A 14,001-nucleotide genomic window follows, 5' to 3' on the forward strand; every position below is an offset into this window, starting at 1 on the left:
CGGCCCGAGACATACGATGGGCTCATGAGTTCCTCGCAGACCCGCCTGATCGATCCGGAGCACGACCCCCACCGCTGGCTTGAGGAGGTCGAGTCCGCCGAGGCGCTGGACTGGGTGCACCGGCGCAATGCCGCCGCCGAGGCGGAGCTGGCCGATGCGGCGTTCGAGCCGCTGCGCGAGGACCTGCGCGATATCCTCGACGCCTCGGACCGCATCCCCGGCGTCGTCCGGCGCGGCGAGCACCTGTACAACTTCTGGACCGACGCCGAGCATCCGCAGGGGATCTGGCGGCGCACCACGCCGGCCTCCTACCGCACCGAGGACCCCGACTGGGAGATCCTGCTGGACCTCGACGCGCTCTCCGCGGCCGAGGGCGTCACCTGGGTCTGGCACGGCGCGGACGTGCTGCGCCCGGCCGCCGACGAGCCGTGGCGGCATGCGCTGGTCTCGCTCTCGCCGGGCGGCTCCGACGCCGACGTCACCCGCGAGTTCGACCTGCTCGAGCGACGCTTCGTCGGCGAGGCCGACGGCGGCTTCGTCCGTGCGCAGGGCAAAGGCTCGGTGAGCTGGATCGACGGCGACACGGTCTATGCGACCGTCGATCGGATGCCGGCCGCACCGGAGGAGACGGCGAGGGTCGACGACGCTACCGCCGCCGACGTCGCTGACGCCCCGGATCCGGCGATGGTCACCTCCTCCGGCTACCCGCGCACGGTGCGCCGCTGGCGCCGCGGCACGCCGCTGTCCGCGGCCGAGGAGGTCATCTCGGTCGAGGCCGATCATCTGACCGCCAGCGCCGGACATCTCGACACCCCCGGCTTCGAGCGCGACGTCGCCGTCCGGGCTCTGGGCTTCCACGACCACGAGACCCATCTGCTCACCGCGGACGGGCCGCGGCGCATCGAGGTTCCCACCGACGTCCGCGTCGGGGTCCATCGGGATCTGCTGCTGTTCATGCCGCGCACCAGCTTCACCGCCGGCGGGGTGACGGTGCCCGGCGGCGGGTTCGCCGTCGCCGACGTCGACGGCTTCCTGGCCGGGGAGACTGCGCCGACGGTCCTCTTCGCCCCGGACGCCTCGACCTCGCTGCAGGCGGTGACCACCACGCGGTCGATGCTGGTGCTCACGCTGATGGAGGACGTCGTCCACCGTGTCGAGGCCTTCTGGCGCGAGGAGGCCGGTGCCTGGACCTCCGTCCCGGTCTTCGCCGAGGTCTCGGGGTCGCTGAGCCTGAGCGCCGTCGACGAGGCCGACTCAGACGAGGTCTGGCTGACCGCCGCCGACCACCTGCGACCGACGACGCTGCACCTCGGCGACCTCTCCGCGCTGCCTGACGGCGGGAGCGAGACGCTGGAGGTGCTGAAGCAGGCGCCGGAGCGGTTCGACGCGACCGGGCTGACCAGCCTCCGGCGCTTCGCGACAAGCGACGACGGCACGCGCGTGCCGTATTTCCTCATCGGTCCGGCTGAGGTGCTGAACCCGGCCGACGGCACGACGCCGGAGCCGGCGCCCACGCTGCTCTCCGGCTACGGCGGCTTCCAGGTCTCCCGGACGCCGAGCTACCTGCCGCTGACGGGGAAGGGCTGGCTGGAGCGCGGAGGAGTCTTCGCCGTCGCCTGCATCCGGGGCGGCGGGGAGTACGGCCCCGACTGGCACCGGGCGGCGCTGCGCGAGAACCGGCACCGAGCCTATGAGGACTTCGCCGCCGTCGCCCGCGAGCTGGTCGACGCCGGAGTGACCACAGTGCCGCAGCTGGCCTGCCGCGGCGGCTCCAACGGCGGCCTGCTGACCGGGATGATGCTGGCCACCCGCCCGGAGCTCTTCGGGGCGGTGGTCATCCAGGTGCCGCTGCTGGACATGAAGCGCTATTCGCATCTGCTGGCCGGGGCCTCCTGGCGCGCCGAGTACGGCGACCCGGACACCGAGGACTGGGAGTTCATCCGCACCTTCTCGCCGTACCACCTGCTGGGAGAGGGGGTCGAGCTGCCGCCGGTGCTGCTGACCACCTCCACCCGGGACGACCGCGTCCACCCCGGCCACGCGCGCAAGATGGCCGCGGCGCTGGAGTCGATCGGCGCGGACGTGCGCTACTGGGAGAACACCGAGGGCGGCCACGGCGGCGCGGCCTCGCCGGCCCAGCAGGCCACGCTCGAGGGGCTGATCCATCGTTTCCTGGACCAGCAGCTGCGCGGCGGCGCCGCGCAGTGATTCTGCGAGGTGACGGTCCCGGGCCGTGACCCTGCGGTCGCCCTCGCGGCGGCCGGAGTCCCGGGGCCGCCTCCGGCCGTCGACCCGGGACGGCGGCGCTGGTCGACGGTTACTCTCAGCGCAGACAAGCTCACCGCCGTCGACGGGGCGAGGACCGTTCCAGAGTGAATCCGGCGGCCTTCCGCGCCGGGCGTCCTCGCGGTGCGGGCGCAGGAGGAGGGAAGCAGGCATGGGACGGACCATTCTGGGAGCGGCCGCCGTCTCGCTGGACGGTTTCATCGCCCACGAGGACGACTCGGTGGACCCGCTGTTCGACTGGCTGGTCGGCGGAGACGTGGAATGGAGCCTCTCGGAGCACGGTCACTACCCGCTCCGCACCACCGTCGCCTCCCGAGACTTCATGCAGGCCGTCTACGCGCACATCGGCGTGATGATGATCGGACGGCGGCTCTTCGACCACACCGACGGGTGGGGAGGCACGCCTCCGGCCGGTCAGCACGTGGTCGTGGTGACCCATGCACCGCCTCGCGACTGGGCCCCGGCGGCGACCGCGCCGTTCACCTTCGTCGCCGAGGGAGTCGACGCCGCGATCGCCACGGCGCAGGAACTCGCCGGAGACCGCGACGTCGACGTCGCCGCCGGACAGGTCGGCGGCCAGGCGCTGCGGCGAGGGCTCATCGACCAGGTGGTGATGAACGTGGTGCCCGTGGTCTTCGGGACCGGGCGCTCCTTCTTCGGCGTCCCCGAGGGCGGGGCGCCGGTGCGGCTGGGTGATCCGACGCGCCTCGTCGCCGGTGACCGGGTGACGCATCTGCTCTACGACGTGCCGCCCGAGAGTCGGCGCGGGGCGCCGCAGGTCGCCTGACCCCGGATCGGAGAGCCGGCGTCGCGCCGATGCGGACAGGATCTGTCCGCATCCGGCCCTATCGTCGGACCCGGGGCCTGTCCCGACAGTACGCCGTGGCGATATCCTCGTCGCAGCGTCTCGGAACCCCGTGTGTCGAGGGATGCGGCATGAGCCGCGGCAGGCTCCGGCGCTCGCACCTCACGACGCTCCGGCCCGCCGGAGGAAGGACACTCGATGACTCTGAGATCAGACGACCTCGCCGTGGAGACGCGCGGTCTGGTCAAGCGCTTCGGCGAGACGACCGCCGTCGACGGCGTCGACCTGTCCATCCGCCGCGGCGGCATCTACGGCGTGCTCGGCCCCAACGGTGCGGGCAAGACCACAGTGATCCGCATGCTGGCCACGCTGTTGCGCCTCGACGGCGGGCAGGCCCACGTGCTGGGCCACGACGTGCGGTCCGAACCCGCGGCCGTGCGCGGCAAGATCGCGCTGACCGGCCAGTTCGCCTCGCTCGACGAGGACCTGACCGGACTCGAGAACCTCGTGCTGCTGGGGCGGCTGCAGGGCTTCGCCGCGCGCGCCGCCCGGAGCCGGGGACAGGAGCTGCTCGAGGCGTTCGGCCTCGGCGACGCGGCCGGACGGCAGGTGAAGAAGTACTCGGGCGGCATGCGGCGCCGGCTGGACATCGCCGGGTCCCTGCTGGTCACCCCGGAGCTGATCTTCCTCGACGAGCCGACCACCGGCATCGACCCGCGCAGCCGCAATCAGGTCTGGGACATCATCCGCACGCTCGTCGACGCCGGCACCACAGTGGTGCTGACGACCCAGTATCTCGAGGAGGCCGACCAGCTGGCCGACCGGCTGGCGGTCATCGACCACGGGCGGGTCATCGCCGAGGGCACGCCGGGACAGCTGAAGGCCCAGGTCGGCGCCGGCGCGCTGAACGTGCGGGTGGTCGAGGCCGAAGACCGCGAGCGGGCCGCCGAGATCCTGGCGGCCGCGCTGTCCGCCGACGTCGTCCGCGAAGCCGACCCGACGGCGCTCACCGCGCGGCTCGACGCCGGGGCGCGGGCCTCGACGGCGTTGACCGCGCTGGAGGAGGCCGGCGTGGAGGTGGAGACCTTCTCCGTGGGGCAGCCGAGCCTGGACGAAGTCTTCATGGCGCTGACCGGCAGGAAACCCGAGCCCGACGGCGACGTCGCGGGCGATGAGCAGGAGGCCGCCGCCGACGGCGGCGATCACGGCACTGCCGGCCGCGCGGTCGACGACGAGGCGGAGGCGAGGACCCGATGAGCACCACGACGAACGGCACGTCCACGGTCCCGGCGGAGGCCGAGCGGATCCGCCATATCCTGGTCAGCCGTCAGGATACCCCGCAGCGGCCCGGAGCCGTCAGCGCCTCGCTGACTTACGGCTGGCGGGCGCTGCTGAAGATCAAGCATGTGCCCGAGCAGCTCTTCGACGTCACCATCTTCCCGATCATGATGACGGTGATGATGACCTACGTCTTCGGCGGCTCCATCGGCGCGGCGGTCTCGGGCCAGGAGGCCGGCGGCGACGCCGTCGGCGCCTACGTGCAGTGGCTGATCCCCGGCATATTCGCCCAGACGCTGGTGATGATCACGATGTACACCGGACTGACACTGAACCGGGACATCTCCAAAGGTGTCTTCGACCGCTTCCGCTCGCTGCCGGTCTGGCGTCCGGCCCAGCTGGTCGGCGCGCTGCTGGGCGACCAGGTCCGCTACACGCTGGCCGGCGTCATCATCCTGGTGGTCGGCTTCATCATGGGATTCCGGCCGGCCGGCGGACTCCCGGGAGTGCTCGCGGCCTTCCTCATGCTGCTGGTGTTCAGCTTCTGCCTGTCCTGGGTGTGGACCACAGTGGCGCTGCTGATGCGCACTGAGCAGGCGGCGATGGGCGTGTCGATGTTCATCATGATGCCGCTGACCTTCGTGTCGAACATCTTCGCCCCCACTGAGTCGATGCCCGGCCCGGTGCGGGCCTTCGCCGAGGCCAACCCGGTCTCCACACTGGTCGGCTGCATCCGCGAGTTCATGGACGGGGTCTACGACATCGGCTCGATCACCGCGGTGCTGATCTACTGCGCGGTGCTCGTGGTGATCTTCGGGCCGATCTCGATGTTCGTCTACAACCGCAAGTCCTGAGCCGGGCCGCCGGTCCCACCATCCCACAGTGCGATGCCGGGACCGACGTCGGCCGGGCGGGACCGGCCCGGCCGACGTCCCGGATCGACCGAGTGGTCAGGAGACGAACCGGATGGAGACCGGGTACCGATACGCCTGGCGCTTATTCGCCGCGACGGAGGCCAGGATGGCGAAGACGATCGAGCAGACCCAGGCGGCGAGACTGATCAGCGGGCCGATCAGAATGATGGTCAGCACCCAGCCGGCCACATAGGCGATCGCCACTGTGATCTGGAAGTTCAGCGCCTCCTTGGCATGGTCGGCGACCATGCGGCTGCGCTCGCGGAAGACCAGCCAGATCACCAGTGCAGGGATGAAGCTGGCGATGATGCCGCCCAGATGGGCGCCGATGCTCCAGCCCTGCTCCTCGCCGGCGGTCAGCGGAGGCACCATCGGCGCGGGTCCGGCCGGCGCCGGGCCGCCGCCGGGAGGGGCCTGCGGCGGACCCTGCGGAGGGGGACCCTGCGCGGGAGGTCCGTGCGGAGGGGAACCCTGCGGCGGCGTCTGCTCGTCCGGACGGTTCTGCGGTGCTCCGCCGGGGGCCTCGCCCGGGGGCTCGCTCGAGGCGTCGTCAGGACCCGTCGGGCGGTCGGGGCCGGGACCGTGGGGTGGCTGCTGAGTCATCGTTCCTCCTCGTGGACGCGCGGCCGCTGGCGGCCTGACTCGGCGGACCGAGTCCTTCCCTCACCCTAGGCGTCCCAAGCCGCGGCGGGGAACGGACGACGGCCTGGTCAGCCGGACGCGCGGGCCGCGACGCTTCAGCTCGGGGACGCCGACTCGCTACGGTGAAGGCATGCGAGAGCTCTCCGTCAGCGAAGAGGTGCCCGACGAGGTCGTCGCGCTGGTCCGCGAGGCCCGTCGCGTCGTGGTGCTCACCGGCGCCGGGATCTCCGCGGAGTCCGGCGTGCCGACCTTCCGGGAGGTCCAGACCGGGCTCTGGGAGCGGTTCTCCGCCGAGGAGCTGGCGACTGTCGAGGCCTACGAGAACGACCCCGCCCTGGTCTGGACCTGGTACCGCTGGCGCCAGGCGCTGATCGCCGCAGTGGAGCCGAACGCCGGGCACCGGGCCCTGGCGCTCTGGCAGCAGCGCCTGGCCGACGTCGACGGCGGATGGCTGGTGGTCTCCACGCAGAACGTCGACGATCTGCATGAGCGCGCCGGCGCCCACGTGCTCGGACATCTGCATGGGCGCATCGCCGCCCACCGGTGCGCCGACTGCGGCGAGCCCGACGAGCTGCCGCCGTCGGAGTTCGACGGTTTCACCGCCCCGCCGGAGCCCGTGGATCCGCCCTTCTGCACCCACTGCGAGGAGGGGCTGATGCGTCCGGACATCGTCTGGTTCGGCGAGATGCTGCCCGCATCGGACTTCGACGCCTCCTCGGCGGCGATCCGCGCCGCCGACCTGGTGCTGGCCGTGGGAACCTCCGGCATGGTCCAGCCCGCGGCCTCGCTGCCACTGCTGGGCCTGGAACGTGGGGTGCCGATCATCGAGGTCAATCCGCAGGAGACCGAGCTGACCGACCTCGTCGACTTCGCGATCCGCGGCCCCTCGGGCGAGGTGCTGCCGCAGCTGCTCCAGGCCGCCGGCATCGCCGGCCGTCGCTGAGCCGGTCCTGCTGAGTCGGTCCTGCCGAGTCGCCTCCGCGGAGCTCGCTCCTCGTCGTCGCGGTGGTCCTGAGCACCCGAGGCGGGTATAGGGTGGAACACATGGTCTGGCTGTATCTGCTGGCGCTCATCGTGCTCGGCGGCATCGTGCTGCTCCTGATGGGCCGCTGGAGCGGTCCGGAGCCGGTCGAGGAGGACCCGCCGGCCGGAGGGGCGAGCGACGTCGACGAGCTCATCGAGCGTGCCCGTGCAGACGGCCTGACCGCCGAGGACCTCGACGAGGTCCGATTCGACTCCGCAGTGCGCGGCTATCGGATGGACCAGGTCGACGCCCTGCTCGACACGCTGGCCGACCGGCTCCGTGACGAGGGGACTCGACGCTGATCCCGGTGAGGATCCTCCGCCATGGGGGATACTAGGAGACAGGATGCCGCGCGCATCCGACCTGATCGGGCGACCGCCGTGCGCGGCGGACGGCCCGATCCGCAGTGAGGAACACCAGAAGGGAAGCACTCGATGGCTGCAATGAAACCGCGTACTGGTGACGGTCCGATGGAGGTGGCCCAAGAGGGCCGCAGCCTGATCATGCGAGTGCCGATCGACGGCGGAGGCCGTCTGGTCCTGGAGATCAACGACGAGGAAGCCCAGGCGCTCAAGGAGTGCCTGATCGACGCCGTCGGGGAGTGAGAGCCCCCCCCGGGCGGCGGACGACGCTCGCCCCCGGGACGGCCGGCGAACGGGCCCTCCTCCTTCGCTCCAGCGCAAGCGCTGTCGCCACAAGGAATCCTCCGGGGCCGTTCGCCGGCCGCCGTCGCGTCGAGCCCCTGCGCCCCGACTCACCGCACGACGGCGACCAGCAGTCCGGTGCCGGTTCCCAGCATCGTGGTCACCAGGCGCTCGTCGTCGCGCAGCATCCGCTCGACCTCGCGCATCATCCGGGTGCTCTCCTCGCGCACGGCCGGCCGCGGCACGCGGTCGTGGTCGAGGGCGTCGTTGATGATCAGCATGCCGCCGGAGTGCAGCATGCGCAGCGCCTCGGAGACGTAGACGGGCACGTCGGGGGTGCCGGCGTCGAGCAGCACCAGGTCATAGCCCGAAGTGGTCAGACGCCGCAGCACGACGGCCGCATCGCCGGTGATGAGTCGCGTCCTCGAGGCCGGGACGCCGTCGTCGGCGAAGGCCTGCCGGGCCGCCTGCAGGTGCTCGGGATCGGGATCGATGCTGGTCAGCACCGCTTGTGCGGTGGCGCCGCGGAGCAGCGAGACTCCGGAGACCCCGACACCGGTGCCCACCTCCACCAGCGCCCGGGCGTTCGAGGAGGCGGCGAGCACCGTCAGCGTCGCCGCCGCGCCCTCGGAGACCGGACGGACGCCGAGATCCTCGCCGCGCGCCCGTGCCGCCTCCAGCACCGGATCCTCACCGCGATGCTGCTCGGCGTACAACCAGCCGGCGTGCTTGGCGGTGTGCGGGGAGTTCAAGGCTTTCATGGCACCTTTCTGCGGCGAGGACGGGGAGAGACGGCGACGGCGCGGCGGACAGTGCAGCCGCGGACTGTGGAGCCGAGGGAACCGGTGGCGTCCGACGCCGCTCCGGCTCATCATATAGACCTCGCGAGGTTCCCACATCTTCGAGGCGACCGACGTATGCGTCTCATCCTGAGCATGCGGAGAGCCCCCTGTCACGGGGTTCGTCTAGAGTCGCAACGGGTCACACTCGCACCGTCGTCTCGGAGGAATCATGTCCAACACCTCGCCTGTTGCCCTGCAGTCTAGACCGCCCCTTGCAGAGAGCACGCCTCTGTTCGTCACCGTCGTCGTTCTCCTGGTCCTGGCGATGGTGCCGGTCGCAGGTCTCGTGCTGGCGCCGGCGGCGCTCGTGTACGTTCTGGTCCTCCGCAGTCAGGCTCGAAGGGACGCGCGTCGTGCCGCCTACGCGGAGCATCGAGCTGCATGGTTCCAGGATGCCGCACAGCGCGTCGGAGGAATGGAGATCGTCCAACGCGAGCATCGCGCGGGGGAACTCCAAGCTGCGATCGAGGACCTCGATCAGCAAGCAGCCCGCGAAGAGGCCCGCGTCGCAGAGCTCAGGAACAGCGTGGTCGACCTTCGGGACCAGGTGGATCTCTCGGACTACGGTCTCTACGACTTCGAGAACCCTGCTGAGGACTCGGTTCGGTACAAGGACGCGCTGAAGGACACGCAAGCCCGGATCAAGGGCAAGGTCCGAGAGCGGACGGCAGCGACCGGGTCGACGAGCATGCAGTACAACAACAGCCTCGCACAGGGCCGGAAGATGGTCGCAGACATGGTGAAGCTGCTCCTGCGCGCCTTCAACGCGGAAGCTGAGAACGCTGTGAATTCGGTCAAGGCGGGCCATCTGGCGGCGGCGAAGAAGCGTCTCGAGAAGTCGGCGTCCCAGGTGGAGCGGCTGGGCAGATCGATGGACATCAGCATCTCGCAGGAGTATCTGTCTCTGCGGGAGCGTGAGCTCGAGCTGACCCATGCGCATCTCGAGGCGGTGAAAGCCGCCAAGGAGGATGAGCGGGAAGCTCGACAGCGGGCCCGTGAAGAGCAACAGGCCCAGAAGGAACTCGCTGCGGCGAAGGCCCAGCAGGAGAAGGAAGTCGAGCATCGGCGGAACGTCCTCGCCCGACTCGAGACCCAAGGGGACGGCGATGAGATCGCCAGAGCCCGTGCTGCGCTGGACGAGGCGGAGGGAGAGCTGTCCGACGTGGAGTCCACGATGGCGAATACGAGGGCCGGCTATGTCTATGTCATCTCGAACCGGGGAGCATTCGGCCCCGGGATCGTGAAGATCGGGATGACACGACGACTCAATCCGGACGACCGGGTGAAGGAGCTCTCGGACGCATCGGTGCCGTTCAATTTCGACAAGCACACGATGATCTTCAGCGAGGACGCGGTCAGTCTGGAGAAGACGCTGCATCGTCAGTTCGCCGACCGACGCGTGAACCTGGTCAACATGCGGCGCGAGTACTTCTATACGACCCCAGGTGCAGTGAAGGACGTGCTGCTCGCCCACGAGGTCCAACTGATCGAGTACCACGATGAGGCGGACGCGCTGGAATACGCCGCCAGCGAAGGACTGCGCGCGGAGCAGTTTCCCGAGACCGTCGGTGCAGCTGAACACTGACGGGCGCTGAGGTTCGGCAACTCGCAGGGCCGCCAGTGTTTCGAGACCCGCCGGCTCATATCCAGCCTACGCTCAGCTGCCCCTCGCATCATGGGCAGTGATGCCACAGGCCCCCGCCCCCGCCCAGCACCGCCGGCCCCGACCGAGTCGTCCGCGTCTCGGCTGGCCCGGGGTGATGTGCCTGGTGGCCCTCACCGCCTGTGCCGCAGTGGTCGCCGCGGCCTGGTACCTCGGCGGGCGGGGGACCGGGCAGGTCTCCAGCGTGGAGGCGCTGACCACCTCTCGCCAGGACGGCGGCAGCTCCGCGGAGACGGGCGATGGCTCCGCCGCGGCGACGGCGCCGGGGGCCGCCGAGGGCGCGTCGTCCTCGCCGGATCCGAGCTCCGTCGACATCACCCGATCCGCGCCGCCGCAGGCCTCCGGCGACGCCGCGAGCTCCGGCCCCGCGCCCGCCTCCTCGACCGCGTCAGACGCCCGGAGGCCGCAGGCCTCCGACGGCGCCGGACTGTCGGGATCCGCGCCGTCCTCCGCGCCGACCGCCTCGCCGGGGGCGGGCGCCGCCGCGGCGTCGACGCCCGCGGCCAGCCTGCCGGTCGGTCTGGAGGAGTCTCGGCGACCGCAGGGCCGCGTCGCGAGCCTCCCCGGCGCCGTCGAGCGGATGCCGGTGCGCAGCGTGCCGCTGGACCAGCTCGACAGGCTGCACCGGCTCGGTTGGAACGTCGCCGAGCTGCACGGGCTCGGGCAGGCGATGCAGGCCGACGACGCTGTCACCGCCCAGGCCGCGGGCGTGCGCACCGTCCAGGTGCACCACACCGACGGCGAGCACGCGATCACCGTCGCCGAGACCCGCCCGGCCGACGAGTCGACCGAGCTGCGGCCGCTGGCCGAGAAGCTCGACGAGATGCTGGACCTCGACGCGCTGGACCGGGAATCGCTCACGCTGCCCACCGGAGAGGACTGCACCGTCTACCGGTCGGCCGCCGAGGGCCGCTGGACGGCGGCCGTCGACGCCGGCCCCGTGCAGTACGTCATCACCTCCGATCTCGACGCCTCCGCCGTGGCCGCGGTGGCCGACTGGGTGATGACCACCGATCGCTCGCGCGTGCAGCAGATGCCCTCCTCGCCGGATGCCGGCGAGCGGCTCGAGCGCGGCTTCCGCTCGCTGCTCGGCTGGATGGACTGAGCCGGCGCCGCAGCGGGCGCCGACAGCAGGTAGATTTGAGCACATGCCTGGTCTCAATGGGTACGAGTTCATCATCCTGGGTGTGCTCGCCGTCGTGCTCCTCGGTCCCGAACGCCTGCCCGCCTATGCGCAGACGCTGGCACGGTGGGTGCGTCAGGCGCGCAGCAAGGCCGAGGACGCCAAGGAGTATTTCCGGGAGGAGACCGGCACCGACTTCGACGAGGTCGACTGGAAGCGCTATGACCCGCGCCAGTACGACCCGCGGCGCATCATCCGTGAGGCGCTGGCCGAGGACTACGAGGAGACGCGCCGGGCCGTGACCGAGGTCCGCGACTCGGCCCGCCTGTCCAGCGAGCGGCGCGGGACGGCGGCCGGATCTGCGCGCGGCGCGGCCGGTTCGGGCAGGTCGCGGAGCACCTCCGGCGGCGCGGCCGCGTCAGGAGCGGCGACGGGCTCCGGCGCGGACGACCCCCGGTCGGTCTTCGGCGGCGCCTCCGCCGCGACGGGCGCGGCCATGGCGGCCGGTGCCGCCGGGGCGGCCGCGGGCACGACGTCGGAGGGACCCGCCGGCGGCTCGGCGTTGGCCGCCGGGATGGCGGGAGCCGGAGTGCAGCCGGGCTCGACGAGCGACGACGGCGCCCCCGAGGTCCCGGGACTGCACCCTGCGCCCTTCGACGTCGACGCCACCTGAGTCGCCGCCGCGGCGTCGCCGCCGCGAGCCGGACGCCGAGTCGTCGGGGGTCAGGCGGGGCCGAAGGGCAGCGAGCGGTCGGCGATGCCGCGCGGACGGTGCGCCAGCGCCGAAGCGATATCCCGCAGCGCCGAGCCGGCCGGCGACTCGGGGGCGGAGAGCACCACCGGATCGCCGGCGTCGCCGGCGGAGCGCAGGTCCATGTCCAGCGGCACCGAGCCCAGCAGCGGGACCTCGGCCCCCAGATCCTCGGTGAGCCTGTCGGCGACGACCTGGCCGCCGCCGGATCCGAAGAGGTCCAGCGAACTGCCGTCGGGCAGGACCATCGGAGCCATGTTCTCGATGACCCCGGCGACCTTCTGCTCGGTCTGCGTGCTCAGCCCGCCGGCGCGCTCGGCGATGCCCGAGGCCGCCGCCTGCGGCGTGGTGACCACCAGCAGCTCCGAGCCGGGCAGCAGCTGGGCCACGGAGATGGCGATGTCGCCGGTCCCCGGCGGCAGGTCCAGCAGCAGCACGTCGAGATCGCCGAAGTGGACGTCGGTGAGGAACTGCTCCACCGCCCGGTGCAGCATGGGCCCGCGCCAGGCCACCGCCTGGTTGCCCTCGACGAACATGCCGATGGAGATGGTCTTCACCCCGTGGGCGACCGGCGGCAGGATCATCTCGTCCAGCCGGGTGGGGGTGTCGGTGATGCCCATCAGCCCGGGCACCGAGAAGCCGTGGACGTCGGCGTCGACGATGCCGACCTTCAGCCCGTCGGCGGCCATCGCGCAGGCGAGGTTCACCGTCACCGAGGACTTGCCGACTCCACCCTTGCCGGAGGCCACCGCGTAGACGCGGGTCAGGCTGTCGGGCTGGGCGAAGTGGTTGATCTTGCCGCCCTCGCCGCGCAGGTCCTCCTTCAGTCGGGCGCGCTCCTCGGGGGTCATCACGTCCAGATGGACCCGGGCGGTGGAGACCCCCTCGGCGCGCACCGCCGCGGCGGTGACGTCGTCGGTGATCGTCTGCTGCTTCGGGCAGGCGGCGATGGTCAGCTTGACGGTCACATCGGCGACGCCCTCGCCGTCCACGGCGACGTCGCCGACCATTCCCAGCTGGGTGATCGGCAGGCGCAGCTCGGGGTCCATGACCTGGGCGAGGTGGCGGCGGATGCTGCCGGTGATGTCAGTGGCGGTCGGATCAGGCACCGTCCCAGTCTAGGCGTCCGAGCCGCCGTCGGTGGAGGGGACTCCGGGGCGGGTCCACTGTGCGGTCGGACGCCCCGGACGTTCCCCATGGTCGCCGACGCCGACGGCGCGACCGGAGACGTCGGTGCGCAGGAAGCTGTGCGTCGGATCCTGCGGCCAGCCGGCCGGGGAATCCTCCCAGACCTCCTGGCGGCCGTAGGGGGTGAGATCGAGGAGGTCCAGTGTCGAGAGCTTCTCCACCCCGCGGCCCGTCGTCGAGTAGGTCAGGAACACCCGGTTCCTCCGCCGCAGATAGCAGGTGATGTGCCCGCCGCCGCCCACGGCCGGATCCTCGACCTGCTGGTTGGAGTACCAGGGGTGGGTGTAGTCCATGAAGGTGCGGAACCGGGCCAGTTCCTCATAGGGCCCGTCGCCGAAGACGGCGAAGCTCACTCCGCGGGCGTTCAGATAGGGCCAGGCATCGCGGATGTTCCAGAGATTGTGCGTGCAGCCCTCGCACTGTCGGTCGAAGGGCTCGCCGTCGTAGAACATGTGTCGATAGACGATCAGCTGCTCGCGCCCGTCGAAGACGTCGACCAGCGGGGTCGGGCCCTCGGGGCCGACGAGCTCCACCGGGGCGACCTCGGTCATCGGCAGTCGCCGGCGCTCCGCGGCGATCGCGTCGCCCTCTCGCGTGTGGGCCTTCTCGCGCAGCAGCAGGGCCTCCCGGCGACGGCGCCAGGTCTCGCGGTCGACGACCGGGGGAACCGCCTCGCCGTCCTCACCATGCCCGTCGGCGCCCGGGTGCTCAGGTGTGCCCGCGTCTCGTCCGCCGCTCATCGTGACCTCCCGCCGTGGGCCCGCACCGGTGACGAGCCCGATCGAGGCCTTCAGTCTCGCGCGGCGACCCGTGGGGAGTCACCCCTGGGGCCGCCGCGCGG

Annotated in this window: 14 protein-coding genes; 10 read left to right on the forward strand and 4 right to left on the reverse strand. The window is 71.5% G+C overall.

Features of this window, described 5'->3' with window-relative positions:
* The first annotated feature begins 24 nt into the window (after positions 1-24).
* The 4 genes from GCL72_RS03725 to GCL72_RS03740 all read left to right on the forward strand — a co-directional run bounded on the left by GCL72_RS03725 (position 25) and on the right by GCL72_RS03740 (position 5,223).
* Complete coding sequence (locus tag GCL72_RS03725) at positions 25-2,208, forward strand: prolyl oligopeptidase family serine peptidase (protein WP_153143376.1); 2,184 nt, start codon at positions 25-27, stop codon at positions 2,206-2,208.
* A gap of 229 nt (positions 2,209-2,437) precedes the next feature.
* Positions 2,438-3,073, forward strand: a complete 636-nt coding sequence (locus tag GCL72_RS03730; protein ID WP_153143377.1) for a dihydrofolate reductase family protein — start codon at positions 2,438-2,440, stop codon at positions 3,071-3,073.
* A 216-nt stretch (positions 3,074-3,289) separates the two neighbouring features.
* Entirely contained in the window at positions 3,290-4,348 is a 1,059-nt protein-coding gene (locus tag GCL72_RS03735) for an ATP-binding cassette domain-containing protein (protein WP_153143378.1), read from the forward strand.
* Positions 4,345-5,223: an ABC transporter permease gene (locus GCL72_RS03740; protein WP_153143379.1), complete on the forward strand. Its 879-nt coding sequence runs from the start codon at positions 4,345-4,347 to the stop codon at positions 5,221-5,223. Before GCL72_RS03735 ends, GCL72_RS03740 begins: the two co-directional genes overlap by 4 nt.
* A gap of 96 nt (positions 5,224-5,319) precedes the next feature.
* Here the strand turns inward: GCL72_RS03740 and GCL72_RS03745 are convergent, their stop codons facing one another.
* Positions 5,320-5,655, reverse strand: a complete 336-nt coding sequence (locus GCL72_RS03745) for a DUF4870 domain-containing protein (RefSeq protein WP_153143380.1) — start codon at positions 5,653-5,655, stop codon at positions 5,320-5,322.
* A gap of 400 nt (positions 5,656-6,055) precedes the next feature.
* Here GCL72_RS03745 and GCL72_RS03750 point away from each other — a divergent pair, with 400 nt between their 5' ends.
* The 3 genes from GCL72_RS03750 (at position 6,056) to GCL72_RS03760 (ending at position 7,554) form a co-directional block, all read left to right on the forward strand.
* Positions 6,056-6,868 carry an SIR2 family NAD-dependent protein deacylase gene (locus GCL72_RS03750; RefSeq protein WP_153143381.1) on the forward strand — a complete coding sequence of 271 codons (813 nt, stop codon included), beginning with the start codon at positions 6,056-6,058 and terminating at the stop codon, positions 6,866-6,868.
* Between the two features lie 101 nt (positions 6,869-6,969).
* The gene (locus GCL72_RS03755; protein ID WP_153143503.1) at positions 6,970-7,251 is read left to right on the forward strand and encodes a DivIVA domain-containing protein; all 282 of its coding nucleotides are present in this window, start codon (positions 6,970-6,972) and stop codon (positions 7,249-7,251) included.
* Positions 7,252-7,383: 132 nt separating this feature from the next.
* On the forward strand, positions 7,384-7,554 hold the full coding sequence (locus GCL72_RS03760; protein ID WP_153143382.1) for a DUF3117 domain-containing protein: 171 nt from the start codon (positions 7,384-7,386) through the stop codon (positions 7,552-7,554).
* A 149-nt stretch (positions 7,555-7,703) separates the two neighbouring features.
* Here the strand turns inward: GCL72_RS03760 and GCL72_RS03765 are convergent, their stop codons facing one another.
* The gene (locus GCL72_RS03765; RefSeq protein WP_246160997.1) at positions 7,704-8,354 is read right to left on the reverse strand and encodes an O-methyltransferase; all 651 of its coding nucleotides are present in this window, start codon (positions 8,352-8,354) and stop codon (positions 7,704-7,706) included.
* 250 nt (positions 8,355-8,604) lie between these two features.
* On the opposite strand from GCL72_RS03765, the gene GCL72_RS03770 reads away from it, so the two are divergent.
* The 3 genes from GCL72_RS03770 (at position 8,605) to GCL72_RS03780 (ending at position 11,894) form a co-directional block, all read left to right on the forward strand.
* On the forward strand, positions 8,605-10,020 hold the full coding sequence (locus GCL72_RS03770) for an SNIPE associated domain-containing protein (protein ID WP_153143383.1): 1,416 nt from the start codon (positions 8,605-8,607) through the stop codon (positions 10,018-10,020).
* 100 nt (positions 10,021-10,120) lie between these two features.
* Complete coding sequence (locus GCL72_RS03775) at positions 10,121-11,203, forward strand: hypothetical protein (protein ID WP_153143384.1); 1,083 nt, start codon at positions 10,121-10,123, stop codon at positions 11,201-11,203.
* A 43-nt stretch (positions 11,204-11,246) separates the two neighbouring features.
* Positions 11,247-11,894 (forward strand): twin-arginine translocase TatA/TatE family subunit, encoded by a 648-nt coding sequence (locus GCL72_RS03780; protein ID WP_153143385.1) that lies wholly within the window; start codon positions 11,247-11,249, stop codon positions 11,892-11,894.
* Positions 11,895-11,944: 50 nt separating this feature from the next.
* Here GCL72_RS03780 and GCL72_RS03785 read toward each other — a convergent pair whose 3' ends face one another.
* Together GCL72_RS03785 and GCL72_RS03790 are read right to left on the reverse strand one after the other, a co-directional pair.
* On the reverse strand, positions 11,945-13,081 hold the full coding sequence (locus GCL72_RS03785) for an Mrp/NBP35 family ATP-binding protein (protein ID WP_153143386.1): 1,137 nt from the start codon (positions 13,079-13,081) through the stop codon (positions 11,945-11,947).
* A 9-nt stretch (positions 13,082-13,090) separates the two neighbouring features.
* Positions 13,091-13,900 (reverse strand): DUF899 family protein, encoded by an 810-nt coding sequence (locus GCL72_RS03790; RefSeq protein WP_153143387.1) that lies wholly within the window; start codon positions 13,898-13,900, stop codon positions 13,091-13,093.
* Positions 13,901-14,001 lie beyond the last annotated feature (101 nt).

This window comes from Nesterenkonia halophila, assembly GCF_009467795.1.
Taxonomy (GTDB): Bacteria; Actinomycetota; Actinomycetes; order Actinomycetales; family Micrococcaceae; genus Nesterenkonia; species Nesterenkonia halobia.